The organism is Tsukamurella ocularis, assembly GCF_024807615.1.
GTDB lineage: Bacteria > Actinomycetota > Actinomycetes > Mycobacteriales > Mycobacteriaceae > Tsukamurella > Tsukamurella ocularis.
Genome location: NZ_JANUCJ010000001.1, coordinates 355,574 through 371,313 on the forward strand (window position 1 = coordinate 355,574; position 15,740 = coordinate 371,313).

Annotated in this window: 16 protein-coding genes; 7 read left to right on the forward strand and 9 right to left on the reverse strand. The window is 69.8% G+C overall.

From position 1 onward, the window contains the following. Nucleotides 1-26 precede the first annotated feature (26 nt). A complete protein-coding gene (locus HNP44_RS01855; protein ID WP_259144189.1) occupies nucleotides 27-911 on the forward strand; it encodes a LysR family transcriptional regulator in 885 nt (294 codons plus the stop codon). A 13-nt stretch (nucleotides 912-924) separates the two neighbouring features. On the opposite strand, the gene HNP44_RS01860 is transcribed toward HNP44_RS01855, so the two are convergent. From HNP44_RS01860 to aceA, 4 genes are all read right to left on the reverse strand, one after another. Beyond that, a complete protein-coding gene (locus HNP44_RS01860) occupies nucleotides 925-1,677 on the reverse strand; it encodes a class I SAM-dependent methyltransferase (protein ID WP_259144190.1) in 753 nt (250 codons plus the stop codon). Between the two features lie 35 nt (nucleotides 1,678-1,712). After that, nucleotides 1,713-2,663: an NAD(P)/FAD-dependent oxidoreductase gene (locus HNP44_RS01865; RefSeq protein WP_259144191.1), complete on the reverse strand. Its 951-nt coding sequence runs from the start codon at nucleotides 2,661-2,663 to the stop codon at nucleotides 1,713-1,715. 77 nt (nucleotides 2,664-2,740) lie between these two features. Beyond that, on the reverse strand, nucleotides 2,741-3,610 hold the full coding sequence (locus tag HNP44_RS01870) for a 3-hydroxybutyryl-CoA dehydrogenase (protein ID WP_259144192.1): 870 nt from the start codon (nucleotides 3,608-3,610) through the stop codon (nucleotides 2,741-2,743). Between the two features lie 167 nt (nucleotides 3,611-3,777). After that, entirely contained in the window at nucleotides 3,778-5,070 is a 1,293-nt protein-coding gene (aceA, locus tag HNP44_RS01875; RefSeq protein ID WP_259144193.1) for an isocitrate lyase, read from the reverse strand. 403 nt (nucleotides 5,071-5,473) lie between these two features. Here aceA and ramB point away from each other — a divergent pair, with 403 nt between their 5' ends. From ramB to HNP44_RS01890, 3 genes are read left to right on the forward strand one after another with little or no spacing between them, the layout of a single operon-like run. Then, nucleotides 5,474-6,874: an acetate metabolism transcriptional regulator RamB gene (gene ramB, locus HNP44_RS01880; protein WP_259144194.1), complete on the forward strand. Its 1,401-nt coding sequence runs from the start codon at nucleotides 5,474-5,476 to the stop codon at nucleotides 6,872-6,874. Nucleotides 6,875-6,914: 40 nt separating this feature from the next. Beyond that, nucleotides 6,915-7,439, forward strand: a complete 525-nt coding sequence (locus HNP44_RS01885; protein WP_259144195.1) for a carboxymuconolactone decarboxylase family protein — start codon at nucleotides 6,915-6,917, stop codon at nucleotides 7,437-7,439. Between the two features lie 2 nt (nucleotides 7,440-7,441). Next, nucleotides 7,442-7,792, forward strand: a complete 351-nt coding sequence (locus HNP44_RS01890) for a VOC family protein (protein WP_259144197.1) — start codon at nucleotides 7,442-7,444, stop codon at nucleotides 7,790-7,792. Nucleotides 7,793-7,894: 102 nt separating this feature from the next. Here the strand turns inward: HNP44_RS01890 and lpdA are convergent, their stop codons facing one another. After that, a complete protein-coding gene (gene lpdA, locus HNP44_RS01895) occupies nucleotides 7,895-9,277 on the reverse strand; it encodes a dihydrolipoyl dehydrogenase (RefSeq protein ID WP_259144198.1) in 1,383 nt (460 codons plus the stop codon). On the opposite strand from lpdA, the gene HNP44_RS01900 reads away from it, so the two are divergent. Beyond that, entirely contained in the window at nucleotides 9,266-11,350 is a 2,085-nt protein-coding gene (locus HNP44_RS01900; RefSeq protein WP_374758716.1) for a prolyl oligopeptidase family serine peptidase, read from the forward strand. The genes lpdA and HNP44_RS01900 overlap by 12 nt on opposite strands. Nucleotides 11,351-11,358: 8 nt before the next feature. Beyond that, nucleotides 11,359-11,661 carry a thiamine-binding protein gene (locus HNP44_RS01905; RefSeq protein ID WP_259144199.1) on the forward strand — a complete coding sequence of 101 codons (303 nt, stop codon included), beginning with the start codon at nucleotides 11,359-11,361 and terminating at the stop codon, nucleotides 11,659-11,661. Here HNP44_RS01905 and HNP44_RS01910 read toward each other — a convergent pair. Then, nucleotides 11,649-12,086, reverse strand: coding sequence for a DoxX family protein (locus HNP44_RS01910; protein WP_259144200.1), 438 nt, complete (start codon nucleotides 12,084-12,086; stop codon nucleotides 11,649-11,651). The genes HNP44_RS01905 and HNP44_RS01910 overlap by 13 nt on opposite strands. A gap of 88 nt (nucleotides 12,087-12,174) precedes the next feature. Between HNP44_RS01910 and HNP44_RS01915 the strand changes: the two genes are divergently transcribed. Next, entirely contained in the window at nucleotides 12,175-12,867 is a 693-nt protein-coding gene (locus HNP44_RS01915; RefSeq protein ID WP_259144201.1) for a L,D-transpeptidase family protein, read from the forward strand. 150 nt (nucleotides 12,868-13,017) lie between these two features. Here the strand turns inward: HNP44_RS01915 and HNP44_RS01920 are convergent, their stop codons facing one another. The 3 genes from HNP44_RS01920 to ppk2 are packed head-to-tail and all read right to left on the reverse strand — an operon-like array spanning nucleotide 13,018 to nucleotide 15,702. Beyond that, entirely contained in the window at nucleotides 13,018-13,848 is an 831-nt protein-coding gene (locus tag HNP44_RS01920; RefSeq protein WP_259144202.1) for an alpha/beta fold hydrolase, read from the reverse strand. Next, nucleotides 13,845-14,711, reverse strand: a complete 867-nt coding sequence (locus HNP44_RS01925; RefSeq protein ID WP_259144203.1) for a hypothetical protein — start codon at nucleotides 14,709-14,711, stop codon at nucleotides 13,845-13,847. The genes HNP44_RS01920 and HNP44_RS01925 overlap by 4 nt, the downstream gene beginning before the upstream one ends. Nucleotides 14,712-14,763: 52 nt before the next feature. Then, nucleotides 14,764-15,702 carry a polyphosphate kinase 2 gene (gene ppk2 / locus HNP44_RS01930; RefSeq protein ID WP_224645384.1) on the reverse strand — a complete coding sequence of 313 codons (939 nt, stop codon included), beginning with the start codon at nucleotides 15,700-15,702 and terminating at the stop codon, nucleotides 14,764-14,766. Between the last annotated feature and the right edge of the window lie 38 nt (nucleotides 15,703-15,740).

Below are 15,740 nucleotides of genomic sequence, written 5' to 3' on the forward strand. Positions count from 1 at the left end.
ACTATTAGTTGTGAGATGCTGGTCGGGTGACAACGCCGGATCTCCGCCGCCTGGAGCAGTTCGTCGCCGCGATGGAGGAGCCCTCGCTCGCTGCCGCGGCCGCCCGCCTGCACCTGAGCCAGCAGGCCCTCTCCGCCGCGCTCCGCCAGCTCGAGCGGGAGCTCGGCACGCCGCTGTTCACCCGGTCCGGACGCCGCCTCGCCCCCACCCCCGCCGCGCGATCCCTGTACGACGGTGCGCCGTCCGTCCTGTCCGGCGCCCGACTCCTCGCAGCGCGGGCCCGCGCTGCAGGAGCGGACCGCCCGCGGGTCTTCGTCGTAGGCCGCAGCCCCGCGGTGACCGCCGACGAGGCCTACGAGCTGCTCGAACCGCTCGTCGATCGGCCGGAGTCACCGTCGATCACCGTGCGAGAGCTGTTCCCGTCGGCGATGGCCGCCGAGCTGGAGGCGGGCACCGTCGATCTGGTGCTGCGCCGGGGCGTCGCCCTCCCGGACCGGCTGGCCGGGGTCACGCTCACCTACCACCGGATGCGGGTCGCGCTGCACCACGACCACGAGCTGGCCGGCCGGGAGTCGCTGGCGCTGGCGGATCTCGCCGGCGCGCCCATCGTGGTGTGGGCGCCGCCGCACGCCTCGTTCTACACCGACTTCCTCGTCGCGCAGTGCCGTCGCGCGGGCTTCGAACCGGACCTGCTGGTCAACCGCGTACAGGGAACACCGCCCGCGACGGCGGTGCTGACCTCGCCGCACGCTGCGGCCTTCGTCACCGACCCCGCCGGACCGCGGTTCGGGGGCCGGGTCACCGTCGTCGAGCTCGACGACGCCCCGCAGGTCCCCGTCCAGGCGCTGTGGGCACCGCACACGACGGACCCGCTGCGCGCGGATCTGCTCGCCGCCTATCCCCCGGCGTGACGGCCGAGCCGGGTCACTGCGGCTTGCGGGCGGTGACGAACTGTCCCTGCCCGCTGACGGTCTGCTGCACGTCGACGAGCCCGTCGTCCCGCAGCCAGCCGGTGATCTCGTCCTTGCCGAACCAGCGGAAGCCGGAGACCCGCTCCGCGGTCGACGAGCCGAGCACCGCCGTGAGCGGCGTCTGCAGCGAGGTGAAGAGCGCCACCCGGCCGCCCGGCGTGGTGACGCGGCAGATCTCACGGACCGCGAGCCGCGGCGCGGGGATCAGATAGAGCGCCGCGAGGCAGACCACGGTGTCGAACGTCTCGTCCGGGAAGGGTACGTCGAGGGCACTGCCGCGCACGTAGGCGACGCGGTCGTCGGCGTTGTCGCGCACCGCGCGCTGCAGCATGGCCTCGGAGACGTCGAGCCCGACGACGACGCCGTCGCCGCGCAGCTTGCGAGCCAGCGGCTTCGTGTACAGCCCTGGCCCGCAGGCCACGTCGAGCACCTTCTGCTCGCCCCGGCCGGTGAGCTCCTCGAGCAGCACGTCGGTGCGGCTGAGCGTGCCGCTACCTCCGAGGCTGAACAGACGGGTGAAGGCGGGCCGCCACGCCTTCTCGTACACCGCGGCCAGCGCCGGGTTGTGCATCAGCGCGTTGCTCAAGCCCGTCGGCTTCGCGGTGTCGGGGCCGAGGACGTCGAGGTAGCCGTGGCTGCGGTCGGGCTCGCGGCCGAGCCGGCCGGGGTCGAGGAGTCCCTCCACCCGGTCGAGTGCGCTGGTCATGCGGCCACGCTAGCGCGTCGCCTTCGCGGGCCGGGTCAGATCGCGGGCGCGACCCTGTCCATCTCCGCCGCGATGTCGCGCTCGAGCAGGTGCGCGCTGATCGCGGTCGCGGCGACGGAGCCCGCTCCGGCTGCGACGATGACCTGCGCCATCGGGTTCACGACGTTGCCGGCCGCCCACACGCTCGGCTGCCCGGCGACCGCACCCATCGGGTCGACGGGGACCGTCGGGAAGGGCCCGGCGGCGCCGCGCTCGGCGCCCAGCTGCAGCAGCAACTCGTCCTGCGGTACGAAGCGCGGGCCGACGAAGACGGCCTCGCGCAGGATCTCGGTGCCGTCGGCGAGGCGGACGGCGCGCAGGGCATCGTCCTCGACGACCAGGCCGGCCACGGCACCGTCGACGATGCGGGTCCCGCGCGCTTCGATCCGCGCCCGGTCGGCGTCGTCGATCGCGAGGCCGTTGGTGAAGAAGACCAGGTCGCGCGACCACTGCGGGATGAGCAGCGCCTGGTGGACGGACATGGCGGGGTTGTCGCCGCCGAGCACGGCGAGCGGACGGTCGCGCACCTCGTAGCCGTGGCAGAAAGGGCAGTGGATGGCGTCGCGGCCGAAGCGCTCGGCGACTCCGGGGACGTCGGGCAGCACGTCGGTGAGGCCGGTGGCGACCAGGAGGGTGCGGGCGCGCAGCACTTCGTCGCCGACGACGACCTCGACGAGGTCGCCGTCCCGGCGCACGGCCGTCGCCGCACCGGAGAGGATGCGCACGCCGTAGGCCTGCGCCTCGCGGCGGCCGATCGCGAGGAGCTCCGCGGGGTTCAGCCCGTCGTGGCCGAGGTAGCCGTGCATGTGCTCGGCCGGGGCGTTGCGGGGCGCGCCCGCATCGACGACGGTGACGGACCGTCGCGCCCGGCCGAGGACCTGCGCGGCGGTGAGCCCGGCGGCCCCGCCGCCGACGATGACGGTGTCCAGGATCTGCGTTTGGTTCATGACTCCACCGTGCGCTAGAACCAGCTGAACCGGCAAGTTTCCTTGCCGGTTCAGCAACGCGTTCGCTCGGGGTGGACCTACTTGGCGGGGTACTCGTAGATTCCGCGGCCCGACTTCTTGCCGACGTAGCCGGCCTCCACCAGGCGCAGCAGCAGCGGCGGCGCGGCGTAGGTGGGCTCCTTGTACTCGGCGTACATCGCGTCGGCGATGAACTTCACCGTGTCCAGGCCGACGAGGTCGGCCAGCTTGAGCGGGCCCATCGGATGGGCGCAGCCGAGCATCATGCCCTTGTCGATGTCCTCGGCGGTGGCGAAGCCCGACTCGTACATGCGGATGGCCGAGAGCAGGTACGGCACCAGCAGCGCGTTGACGATGAAGCCGGAGCGGTCCGTCGCGCGCACGACCTGCTTGCCCAGCACCTCGGACGCGAACTGCTCGGCGCGGGCTGCGGCGGCCTCCGACGTCGACAGCGAGCTGATCACCTCGACCAGCGGCAGCACGGGCACCGGGTTGAAGAAGTGCAGGCCCAGCACGCGGCCGGGGTTCTTCGTGGCGGTGGCGATGCGCTGGATCGGCAGCGACGAGGTGTTGGACGCGAGCACGGCGTCGGGGTCGGTGATGACCTCGTCGAGCTTGCCGAAGATCTCCGCCTTGACGGCTTCGTTCTCGACGATCGCCTCGACCACGAGCTGGCGGTCCGCGAAATCGGCGAGGTCGGTGGTGAACTTCAGCCGCTCGGCAGCCTGGTCACGCTCACGCTCGGTGATCTTGCCACTGGACACGGCGCGGTCCAGCGACTTGAGGATGCGGGCGCGGCCGCCGGCCGCGAGCTCCTCGGTGGCCTCCCAGACCAGCACATCGGCACCCGCGCGCGCGGACACCTCGGCGATGCCGCCGCCCATCTGGCCCGCGCCGACGACGCCGACCCGCGAAACAACTTCAGACATTTCCGCCTCTCCGAAACTTCTGCCGATATGCAAGCGGCCCGCAACATCGCGTTGCGGGCCGCCTGTCAGGTAGTCGGGCACGTTCTAGGCGTACCCCAGCAGAGTTACCCTCATCTCATCTCATGCACGTGTCACGATCCGAGCGCCAGGTATCTCCTTGCCAATCCCTAGTGGAACTGGCCCTCTTCGGTCGAGCCCTTGAGCGCCGCGGTGGACGTGTTGGGGTCGACGGTGGTGGCGATGCGGTCGAAGTAGCCGGCGCCGACCTCACGCTGGTGCTTGGTGGCGGTGTAGCCGCGCGCCTCGGACGCGAACTCGCGCTCCTGCAGGTCGACGTAGGCGGTCATGCCCTCGCGGGCGTAGCCGTAGGCCAGGTCGAACATCGAGTGGTTGAGGGCGTGGAAGCCGGCCAGCGTGATGAACTGGAAGGTGAAGCCCATCGCGCCCAGCTCCTTCTGGAACTTGGCGATGGTCGCGTCGTCCAGCGCCTGCTTCCAGTTGAAGGACGGCGAGCAGTTGTAGGACAGCAGCTGGTCCGGGAACTCGGCCTTGACCGACTCCGCAAACTTCTTGGCGACCTCGAGGTCCGGAACGCCGGTCTCCATCCAGATCATGTCCGCGTACGGCGCGTAGGCCTTGGCACGGGCGATGCAGGGCTCGATGCCGTTCTTGATGTTGTAGAAGCCCTCGGCGGTGCGCTCACCGGTCACGAACGGCTTGTCGCGATCGTCGACGTCCGAGGTGATCAGAGTGGCGGCCTCGGCGTCGGTGCGCGCGATGACGACGGTGGGGGTGTTCGCCACGTCGGCGGCCAGGCGGGCCGAGGTCAGCGTGCGGATGTGCTGCTGGGTGGGGATGAGCACCTTGCCACCGAGGTGGCCGCACTTCTTCTCCGAGGCGAGCTGATCCTCCCAGTGGGTACCGGCGGCACCCGCGGCGATCATGGCCTTCTGCAGCTCGTAGACGTTCAGGGCGCCACCGAAGCCGGCCTCGCCGTCGGCCACGATCGGCACGACCCAGTTGTCGACGGACTTGTCACCCTCGACGCGGGCGATCTCGTCGGCGCGGAGCATGGCGTTGTTGATGCGACGCACGACCGACGGGACCGAGTTGGCCGGGTACAGCGACTGGTCGGGGTAGGTGTGGCCCGAGAGGTTGGCGTCACCGGCGACCTGCCAGCCGGAGAGGTAGATCGCCTTGAGGCCGGCGCGCACCTGCTGCACGGCCATGTTGCCGGTGAGGGCACCCAGGGCGTTGATGTAGGAGCCATCACCCTTGGTGACGCCGTCCCACAGGATCTCCGCGCCGCGGCGAGCGAGGGTGTTCTCCTCGACGACGCTGCCCTGCAGCTCGGCGACCTGCTCGGCGGTGTACTCGCGCGTGATGCCCTTCCAACGCGGGTTGGTGTCCCAATCCTGCTGGATCTCGGCGGCGGTCCGCGGCTGTCCGACGGTGCTCATTGGCTCCCCGTTCTTCTCTGCGTCGATGTGGATCTGATCGGCTACCGGGAGGCTGAGCGAGAGTTATCGCTAACCCGATTCGCTGTCCCGGCGTTGCGCCTTCGCCTACTGTGCCACACCTAAAGGCGCAGGCCAAGGTGGTCGAAGATGCCAAAGCAAGCCATGAAATCACTCCGATCCTGCTAATCCTGCGAAGGTCCGCGGCGGGCATCGGCGAAAAAAGTACGCTCGTACTGGGAGTTTGCCGGCGCGGGGCGCCGAGCCTCTCGACCCCGTTCCCGACGGTCCGCCGCCGCCTCGCCGCGCATCGCCGCCACCGTCTTGTGACGCACCTCACTGCGAAGGCGGGCGTGAACCTCCGGAACCGGACGGTAGCTGCGACTCCGCGACTAAACTTCGCCGCATGTCCAAGACCTTCGTGGGGGCACGACTCCGCGGCCTGCGCAAGGAGCGCGGGCTGTCGCAGGCGTCCCTCGCGGAGGCGCTGGAGATCTCGCCGTCGTACCTGAACCAGATCGAGCACGACGTGCGGCCGCTCAGCGTCCCGGTACTCCTGAAGATCACGGACGTCTTCGGCGTCGACACCTCCTTCTTCAACTCCCAGGACCAGACGCGGCTGATCGCGGAGCTGCGCGAGGTCACGATGGACGTCGACGCGCCCACCAGCACCGACGAACTGTCCGAGCTCGCGCGCGATCACCCCGGCTTCGCCCGCGCGATGGTCGCCCTGCACCGCCGCTACCTCGGCGCCGCCGACCAGCTGGCACAGGTGACGGACGGTCGCAACGATCCCGGTGCCCGCGGCAGCATCCCGAATCCGCACGAGGAGGTGCGGGACTTCTTCTACCAGCGGCAGAATTACTTCCACGAGCTCGACGTCGCCGCTGAGGAGCTCACCGCGCGGATGCGCATGCACAACGCCGACGTGCGCACCGAGATCGTCACGCGACTCGAGGCCGTGCACAACGTCTCCATCCGGCGGCGCGTCGACCTCGGGGAGACGGTGCTGCACCGCTACGACCCGCGCACCCGCGTGCTGGAGATCAACCGCCACCTGTCGAGCGGGCAGCAGGTCTTCAAGATGGCGGCCGAGCTCGCGTACCTGGAGTGCGGCCGGGAGATCGACGCCCTGGTCGACGGTGCCGGCTTCGGCTCCGACGAGGCCCGCGCCCTCGCCCGCCTGGGGCTCGCGAACTACTACGCCGCGGCCGTCGTGCTGCCGTACACACAGTTCCACGGCGCCGCCGAGGAGTTCGAGTACGACATCGAGCGCCTCTCCTCCTTCTTCTCGGTGAGCTACGAGACCATCGCGCACCGCATGTCGACGCTGCAGCGGCCGAACCTGCGCGGCGTGCCGCTATCCTTCGTCCGCGTCGACCGCGCGGGCAACATGAGCAAGAGACAGAGCTCCACCGGCTTCCACTTCTCCGCGTCCGGCGGCACCTGCCCGCTGTGGAACGTCTACGAGACCTTCGCGTGGCCGGGCAAGATCATCACGCAGATCGTCGAGATGCCCGATGGCCGCAATTATCTGTGGGTCGCGCGCACCGTCGAGCGGCGGGCCGCCCGGTACGGCCAGCCGGGCAAGACTTTTGCGATCGGCATCGGCTGCGAGCTGCGGCACGCGCACCGCCTGGTCTACGCCCGCGGCCTCGACCTCTCCGACGCCAACGCCACCCCGATCGGCGCCGGCTGCCGCGTGTGCGAACGCGCCGGCTGCCCCCAACGCGCCTTCCCCGCCATCGGCAAGAGTCTGGATATCGACGAGCACCGCTCCACCATCTCCCCGTACCTCGTCCGTTAGGCGGATCCGCCGGGCGGCCGCGGCCGGTAGCGTTCACGGCATGACACCGCGCGTGACTCCCGGCGGACTCCGCCAGCTCGGCCCCATCAACTACGCCATCGCCAAGATCGGCGCGAAGGCGATCCGCGCCGACGACATGCACCTGTTCTCCACCCTCGGCCGCACCAAGCGGCTGTTCGTCGGGTGGCTCGGCTACTCCGGCATGCTCATGCCCTTCGGCGCGCTGAAGCGGTCGGAGTCGGAGACGGTCATCGTCCGCGTCGCCTTCCTGCGGGAGAACGCCTACGAGCTGGGCCACCACCGCCGCATCGGCGCGCAGGCGGGACTGACGGAGGCGCAGTTCGAGCGCATCTTCGACGGCTCCGGCTGGGACGAGCGCAGCGCCGCGCTGCTCGATGTCGTCACCGAGCTGGTCGAGGACAAGGCGGTCACCGACGAGGCCTGGGCCCGCCTCGCAGCGTTCTACGATGACCGCAAGCTGGTCGAAATCGTCATGCTGGCCACCAACTACGACGGCCTCGCGACCGCGATCGACGTTCTCGGCATCCAGCCCGAGAAGGCCTGATCATGCGGGTGCACAAGGTGATCCCGAACATCACCGTCGACGACATCGCCACCGCCCGCGGCTTCTACGCGGACTTCCTCGGGCTCGGCGACGAGGAGTTCAATCTCGGCTGGGTCGCCCGCTTCTCCTCCTCCGACCACGGCGCCAGCGTGCAGCTGGTGACCGGCGATCGGACCGCGGAGATCGACTCGGACCTGTCCGTGATGACCGACGACGTCGAGGCGGCCTACGCGGAGGCGCAGGCCGCGGGCTACGAGATCGTGCACCCGCTCACGAGCGAGGAGTGGGGCCCCCGCCGCTTTTTCGTCCGCGCCCCCGACGGCACCGTCGTGAACGTCGTCGGACACCACTGACGACCGAAACTCGGGATCTGCGGCGGTACGAAGCACGATCATCCGTCGCTCGTCCGCAGAACCCGAATCTCGGAACGGACCGGCGCGCTGCCGGGCCGGTGGCTACAGGTTGATCATGTGGCCGGCGAGGCCGTGAATCGACTCCTGCAGCGCCTCCGACAGCGTCGGGTGCGTGTGCACGTTGCGGGCCAGCTCGTTGACGGTGAGGTCCCACTTCTGCGCGAGGGTCAGCTCGGGCAGCAGCTCGGAGACGTCGGGGCCGATGAGGTGGCCGCCGAGCAGCTCGCCGTACTTCGCGTCGGAGACCAGCTTGACGAAGCCGACGGGCTCGCCGAGGCCCTGGGCCTTGCCGTTCGCCGAGTACGGGAAGGTGGCGGTCTTGACGTCGTAGCCCTCGTCCTTGGCCTGCTGCTCGGTGAGGCCGAACGAGGCGACCTGCGGCTGGCAGAAAGTGGCGCGCGGCATCATGCGGTAGTCGCCCAGCGCCTGCGTCTCCGCGCCGGCGATGGTCTCGGCGGCCACGACGCCCTGCGCCTCGGCGACGTGCGCCAGCTGCAGCTTCGCGGTGACGTCGCCGATGGCGTAGACGCCGGGCACGTTGGTGCGCATGTAGTCGTCAATGGCGATGGCGCCGCGCTCGGTGAGGGCGACGCCCGTCTTCTCCAGGCCGAAGCCCTCGACACGCGGCGCGAAGCCGATCGACATGAGCACCTTGGAGACGGTGATCTCCCCGGCGCCCTTCGGGCCGGTGTACCTCACGACGACCTGCGAGCCCTGGTCGTCGACCGACTCGACCTTGGTGGAGGTCAGGATGTTGACGCCCAGCTTCTTGTACTGCTTGGCGATCTCCTTGGAGATGTCGGCGTCCTCGTTGGGCAGCGCGCGGTCCAGGAACTCGATGATGGTGACGTCCACGCCGTAGTTCTTGAGGACGTACGCGAACTCCATGCCGATGGCGCCTGCGCCCACGATGGCGATGGACGCGGGCAGGTCGCGGGTGAGGATCTGCTCCTCGTAGGTGACCACGTTGTCGGAGAGCGTGACGCCGGGCAGCAGGCGCACCGTCGAACCGGTGTCGATGATGATGTTGTCGCCCGTCACCGTCTGGTCGCCGACCTGGATGGTCTTGGCGTCGACGAAGGTGCCGTAGCCGTTGATCTCGGTGATCTTGTTCTTCTTCATGAGGAAGTGAACGCCCTTGACGATCCCCTCCGACACCTTGCGGCTGCGGTCGAACGCCGCGCCGAAGTCGAACGAGACGTCACCGGAGATGCCGAACAGCTGCGCCTTGTGCGTGAAGGTGTGCGCCAGCTCGGCGTTCTTCAGAAGCGCCTTCGACGGGATGCAGCCCACGTTCAGGCACACACCGCCCCAGTACTTCTCCTCGATGACCGCGACCTTCTGCCCGAGTTGGGCGGCGCGAATAGCGGCGACGTAGCCTCCTGGGCCGGCGCCGAGTACAACAGTGTCAAAGTGATCAGCCACGGCTTTCAGCCTAGCCCTAGTGTGGAGTCCATGGACCAGTACGCATGGCTCGAAGAAGTGGAATCCGCCACTGCCCTGGATTGGGCCCGGGAACGCAACACCGCGAGCACCGCGCGCCTGACCGGACCGAGGTTCGACGAGCTTGAGGCGGGCGTGCTCGCCATCCTCGACACCGACCAGCGCATCCCCTACCCGGTGCGCCGCGGCGAGTACCTGTGGAACTTCTGGCGCGACGCCCAGCACCCGTACGGCCTGTGGCGCCGCACCACCCTCGAGTCCTTCCGCACCGACAGCCCCGAGTGGGACGTCGTCATCGACGTCGACGCCCTCCGCGAGGCCGAGGGCGAGAACTGGGTGTGGGGCGGGGCTGCCGTCCTCCGCGCGGAGTCGCCCGACGGTGCGCCGTACGACCGCGCGCTCGTCTCCCTCTCCCGCGGCGGCGCGGACGCGACGGTGGTACGCGAGTTCTCCATCTCGCGCCGGGGGTTCGTCGACGGTGGCTTCTCCCTCCCGGAGGCCAAGAGCCGGATCTCGTGGATCGACAAGGACACCGTCTACGTCGGAACCGATTTCGGGCCCGGCTCGCTCACGGATTCGGGGTACCCGCGGCTCGTGAAGCGGTGGCGCCGCGACACCCCGCTCGGCCACGCGGACCTGGTCTACGAGGGCCATCACTCCGACGTCTCGATCGGCGCCGGCCACGACGACACCCCCGACTACGAGCGGCATTTCGTCTCGCGCTCCATTGACTTCTACAACAGCGAGATCTACCTGCTCTCGCCGGACACGCTGGCGCTGGAGAGGATCGACGTCCCGACCGACGCCGACGCCGACGTGCACGAGTCGCGACTGCTGGTGCGCCCGAAGTCCGCGTGGGAGCTGCCCACCGGGACGGTGCCCCCGGGCGCCTTGGTGGCCTTCGACTTCGACGCCTACCGGGCGGGTTCACGCGAGTACAGCACCGTCTTCACCCCCGACGCGCACACGGCCCTCGCGGGCTACTCGTGGACCAGGAACTACTTGCTTCTGTCGACGATGCGGGACGTGCGCTCGGAGCTGCACACCCTCGAGCCCGGCACGTGGGAGAAGCGGGAGACCCGCGGCTTCCCCGAGCTGGCCGAGATCGGCGTCTACTACACCGATCCGCGCGAGGGCGACGAGATCTTCGCCACCGCCAGCGGTTTCACCCTGCCACCCACCCTGCTGCACGGCACGGCCGGCGCATCCGTGGAGCCGCTCAAGTCCGCGCCCGCGTTCTACGACGCCACGGGCGTCACCGCCGAGCAGTTCTTCGCCACCAGCGACGACGGCACGCAGGTGCCCTACTTCGTCGTGCGCAGGCCCGCGGACGGGCCGCAGCCGACCCTGCTGTACGGCTACGGCGGCTTCGAGGTCTCCCTGACGCCGGACTACACCGCCGTGTCCGGGACGTCGTGGATCGAGCGCGGCGGCGTCTACGTTCTGGCGAACATCCGCGGCGGCGGCGAATACGGACCCGACTGGCACACTGCGGCGTTGAAGGAGAACCGACTGCGCGCCTACGAGGACTTCGCCGCCGTGGCGAAGGACCTCGTGGCCCGCGGCATCACCACGCGCGAGCAGCTGGGCGCGCAGGGCGGCTCGAACGGCGGACTGCTCATGGGCGTGATGTACACGCGGTACCCGGAACTGTTCGGCGCCATCGTCTGCCAGGTGCCGCTGCTGGACATGCGGCGCTACCACCAGCTTCTCGCCGGCGCGTCGTGGATGGCCGAGTACGGCGATCCGGACGATCCCGCGCAGTGGGCGTACATCAGCGAGTACTCGCCGTACCAGAACCTGCCGGACGGCCCGGGCGAACTGCCCTCGCTCCTGGTCACCACGTCGACCCGCGACGACCGCGTGCACCCCGGCCACGCCCGCAAGTTCGTCGCGGCGCTGCGCGAGCGCGGCATCGAGGTGGACTACTACGAGAACATCGAGGGCGGCCACGGCGGCGCCGCCGACAACAAGCAGGCCGCCTTCAAATCCGCCCTCGCCTACGAATTCCTGTGGCGCGAACTGGGACCGTCGACCACCGTCGACCCGACCTAGGAGGAAACATGCTCGCAGCGTTCTCGATTAGCCCGATGGGCGGGGACCAGAGTGCCGACGGTGGCGTCGCCGCAGCGGTCGCGGAGGCCGTCGCCATCGTGCGCGCGTCGGGACTGCCCAACGAGACCACGGCGATGTTCACCACGATCGAGGGCGAGTGGGCCGAGGTGATGGGCGTGATCAAGGCGTGCGTCGACCGCCTCGCCGAGAGCGCGCCGCGCGTCTCCCTCGTGGTCAAGTGCGACATCCGCCCCGGACATACCGGTCAGCTCACAGCCAAGGTCGAGCGCGTGGAGCGTCACCTGCGCTGAAGCCGAGCCTCGATGCCGAACGGCTCGTCGAGGGCGAACCGGCCCGGGCCAGCGCCCGCGAGGGCGAGCAGCACCAGGAGCAGTAGCCACTCGGGACTGTAGAAGAACCGACTCAGGAAGCCGGGGATCGTGGTTGACGCCTCGACCGCCGCCGGCCACACCGAGTAGTAGATCGCGCCGAGCATGGTGACGGCAAGGCCCGCGGCCGCGAACCGACTGAGCAGGCCCAGAACGAGAAGCACGCCGAGGACCAGCTCCGCCCACGCCGTCACGGTCGACGCGAGGTCGGGTTCCGGTATCCCCCACGCCGCGAAGTCGGCGGCGAAGCGCTTCGGGTTCGCGACCTTCCCCCACCCGCTGAGGAAGAACATCACCCCGACGCTCGCCCGCGCCACCAGCAGCCAGAGGTCCCTCGTCGTATCCACGCCTCGAAGGTACGGAAGCCGGGGCCCCGTCGCAGCGTGCCACTCGCCGGCTTCACGGGAAACCCCAGCTCGTGCCATAATGTGACGCATGTTGCTGAAGAGGCGTCAGGTGCTGGTGGGGCTGGCTGCGTTGCCCGCCGCCGCGGTCGCCACGTCGCTGACCGTCCCGCACGCCGTCGCGGCCGACGCCGACAAGGCGCTGCTCGACGCCGCGGTCGCGGCCGCGCCGAAGGCCCGTGAGGTCATCACGGTGGCGGCACCATCGTTCTCCTCGACCGACGTGCAGGTCTCGGCCTGGGCCTTGCTCGCGCAGGGGTGGACGAAGGTCTACGGACCGGTCCCGGGCAAGGTCGGCCAGCAGGGCATCGGCGAGGGCAAGGACGGCGTGCCCCGCACCCCGTTCGGCGTCTTCACGCTCGACCTCGCGTTCGGCCGGCAGGACAACCCGGGCACCACCCTGCCCTACACGAAGGTGACGAATCAGCACTGGTGGGACGGGAACGTCAACTCCCCCACCTATGACCGCATGGTCGTCCAGGCAGCCAGCCCCGGGCCCGAGAGCGAGAACCTCTACGACATCGGCCCCGTCTACGACTACGCCGTGCACTTCGACAACAACCCCAGCCACACCCCGGGCAAGGGCGGCGCGATGTTCCTGCACGTCACCGACGGCAAGCCGACGCTGGGCTGCGTCGCGATCAGCCGCGACGGCATGATCACGCTGCTGAAATGGCTGGCGCCCGCACACAACCCGGTCCTGGTCACCGGCCTCGCCGGCTAATCCACCTTTCCAAGCGTTCTGCGACGGAATTCGCCACAGCGATCGCAGAACGCTTCGAAAGGTGTGCTCGCCGCCGGACCACGCGCGGACGATGCGCGGACCGCATAACCATGCCCGACGATGCCCCGGCCCGTCCAGGCTGGCCGCCTGCTACACGTGCTGCGCGATCCACCCCGACAGCGCGGGGATCACCGCACCGGGCGAGAGGATCCATTGGTTGTGCCCCAGCGGATCCGCAATCCGCCGGTGGACCGACGACGGGAACTTCTCCCCCACGAACCGCGACTGCTTCTCGGAGACCAGCTCATCACCCGCGATCGCGACGGTCAGCACCGGTGTCCGCGTCCCCGCCAGACGCGCCTCGTAGTCCACGTCCGCGCCGGCGACGTTGAAGTCGCCGGTCTGCACGAGATGATCGAAATCGGCCACGATCCCGGCGGGCACCTCGCCGAGGCCGTCCGGACCGGACCAGTGGCCCCGTCGGGCGGCGGCGCGCGCGGCGACGGAGGTCCCGATCCGACGCGCGGCCCCCGACAGCCCGTCGAGCTTGTAATAGCCCGTGCCACAGGCGATCAGGATCACCCCGGCGAGATTCCGGCGGGCCCGAGCCGCGTACATCACGCCCATCAGGCCACCGAGGCTGTGCCCCAGCAGGACCCGCGGCGCGCCGGGGAACTTCTGCCGGGCCAGCGCGGAGACCGCGGGGTAATCCTCGACCACCACGTCCTGGAAGCCGTGCTTCCCCCCGGCGCCGCGGGGCCGCGAATCGCCCTGCCCGCGCAGCTCGGCGACGACCGCGTTGAAGCCCGCGTCGATCAGCCCGCGCCCGAAGTCGTCGAAGTAGCCGGCGGGCACGTTCACGCCGGGCCAGATCATGAGCACGGGCGCCGTGGGATCGGGGCCGCGGAAGATCCGGACGGGATTGGTGGTGCCGTCCTTGTACGTGAGCGTCGCGACGGTGGGCCGCGCCGTCGACGTCACCAGGCGCGCCGTTCCGCCCGCCGTGCGGCCACGGCACCGAGCCCACCGAAGATCAGCCCCAGCAGCGCGAGCGCACCGCCGACCGCCGCCTCGGTCATGATCCACGGCGTCAGGCTCTTCGTCACCTGCGCGAGCGCGGCGTCCACCACGGGGCTCAGCCCGCCGGTCCCGCTCCGGCTCGACACGTACGACGGTGCCGCGACGCACAGCATCCACGTCACGCCCGCGGCAACGGCGACGCCGAGCCCCAGGTAGAACATCATGAAGCCGCGGCGATGTGCGGCCAGCAACGCGAGCAGCGCCGCGGCGAGCGCGGTCAGGGGCGCGATCCACGCCGCCGACCGGATCGTGTCGGCGACGGACGCATACCGTCCGGCCCGGAACAGATCCCGGTTCGCGCCGGTCCCGGACAGGTCGATGGTGACTCGCTCCGGGACGGTCACCTTCACGTTGTTCGCGGCCGCAACGTCGCGGATCATCGGCGCGAGGTCGATCTCCGCAGTCGTCGCGCCGCGCAGCCGCTGCTCGGCGGTGGGCCGCACCAGCAGCCAGGTGTGCACCTGGCCCACGGCCTCTGTGAAGGCGGCCGGGAACTGCGGCCCGTGCACGTAGGTGGAGACGTAAGGCGTGATCGCGTCGAGCGGAGGGCGGGCGTCTCCCTGCTCGGTGAGCAGCCGCTGCACCTGCTGGGCGATCTCCTGCGCCATCGCGTCCTGTACGGCGCTGTCGCGGCCCAGCGGCTCCATGAGCGTCATGAACTCGGCGCGGTCGAGCACCGTATTCTTCGCCCACGTCGCGGGGACCGCCACGAACGTGGCCGCAATCGCGACGAGAACGAGGAGGAAGGCCGTCAGAGAACGCACGGGGACAACGGTACTCGACGGCCCCGTCGAATCCGGGCCGCTCGAGCGACTGTCAGTCGCTGATCAGGTCGCGCCCGCGGCCGACGATGAGCGGATCCGGGCCGGCGGCCAGGACGTCCATGTCCTTGTTGTCGTAGTCGAACTTGTCGAGGATGTAGCGCATGGCGTTGAGGCGGGCCCGCTTCTTATCGTTGCTCTTCACCACGGTCCACGGCGCGTAGTCGGTGTCCGTCGCGGTGAACATCTCCTCCTTCGCCGCGGTGTACCCGTCCCACTTGTCCAGCGAGGCGAGGTCCATCGGCGAGAGCTTCCACTGCCGCACGGGGTCGATCTGGCGGATCGCGAAGCGGGTGCGCTGCTCGAGCTGGGTCACGGAGAACCAGAACTTAGTGACGTCGATACCGTCCTCGACCAGCATCTTCTCGAACAGCGGCACCTGATGCGTCCAGCGCTCGTGCTGCTCGTCGGAGCAGAAGCCCATGACCCGCTCGACGCCGCCGCGGTTGTACCAGGAGCGGTCGAACAGGACGATCTCGCCCTTGGTCGGGAAGTGGTCGATGTAGCGCTGGAAGTACCACTCGCCGGCCTCGCGCTCGGTGGGCTTGACCAGCGCCACCACGCGGGCGCCACGCGGGTTGAGGTGCTCCATGAAGCGCTTGATGGTGCCGCCCTTGCCGGCGGCGTCGCGGCCCTCGAAGACGATGACCAGCCGCTGGCCGGTGTCCTTGACCCAGCGCTGCAGCTTGAGCAGCTCGATCTGCAGCAGGCGCTTGTCCCGTTCGTACTCGGACCGGGCGAGGCGCTCCGAGTACGGGTAGCCCTCGCGCCAGGTGTCGACGACGTGCCGCTCGGGGGTGAGGAGCACCGGGTCGTCGTCATCGTCGTCGTTCACGGAGAAGCCCTCGGTCGCCCGCAGGTCGACGATCTTCTGCAGCGCCTCGCGGCCGCTGACCGCGCTCAAGTCGATGCCCACGGGCAGGTCGAGATCCATCACGCGCCGAAGGCTACGGGCAGGCGCGGACCGGCGGG

Excerpts from the sequence above, each read along its gene's own strand:
- HNP44_RS01915 (WP_259144201.1), top strand. The coding sequence starts at position 12,175 with ATGTTGCTGAAGAGGCGTCAGGTGCTGGTGGGGCTGGCTGCGTTGCCC.
- aceA (WP_259144193.1), bottom strand. The coding sequence starts at position 5,070 with ATGAGCACCGTCGGACAGCCGCGGACCGCCGCCGAGATCCAGCAGGAT.
- HNP44_RS01865 (WP_259144191.1), bottom strand. The coding sequence starts at position 2,663 with ATGAACCAAACGCAGATCCTGGACACCGTCATCGTCGGCGGCGGGGCC.
- HNP44_RS01870 (WP_259144192.1), bottom strand. The coding sequence starts at position 3,610 with ATGTCTGAAGTTGTTTCGCGGGTCGGCGTCGTCGGCGCGGGCCAGATG.
- HNP44_RS01905 (WP_259144199.1), top strand. The coding sequence starts at position 11,359 with ATGCTCGCAGCGTTCTCGATTAGCCCGATGGGCGGGGACCAGAGTGCC.
- HNP44_RS01860 (WP_259144190.1), bottom strand. The coding sequence starts at position 1,677 with ATGACCAGCGCACTCGACCGGGTGGAGGGACTCCTCGACCCCGGCCGG.
- HNP44_RS01890 (WP_259144197.1), top strand. The coding sequence starts at position 7,442 with ATGCGGGTGCACAAGGTGATCCCGAACATCACCGTCGACGACATCGCC.
- ramB (WP_259144194.1), top strand. The coding sequence starts at position 5,474 with ATGTCCAAGACCTTCGTGGGGGCACGACTCCGCGGCCTGCGCAAGGAG.
- ppk2 (WP_224645384.1), bottom strand. The coding sequence starts at position 15,702 with ATGGATCTCGACCTGCCCGTGGGCATCGACTTGAGCGCGGTCAGCGGC.
- HNP44_RS01885 (WP_259144195.1), top strand. The coding sequence starts at position 6,915 with ATGACACCGCGCGTGACTCCCGGCGGACTCCGCCAGCTCGGCCCCATC.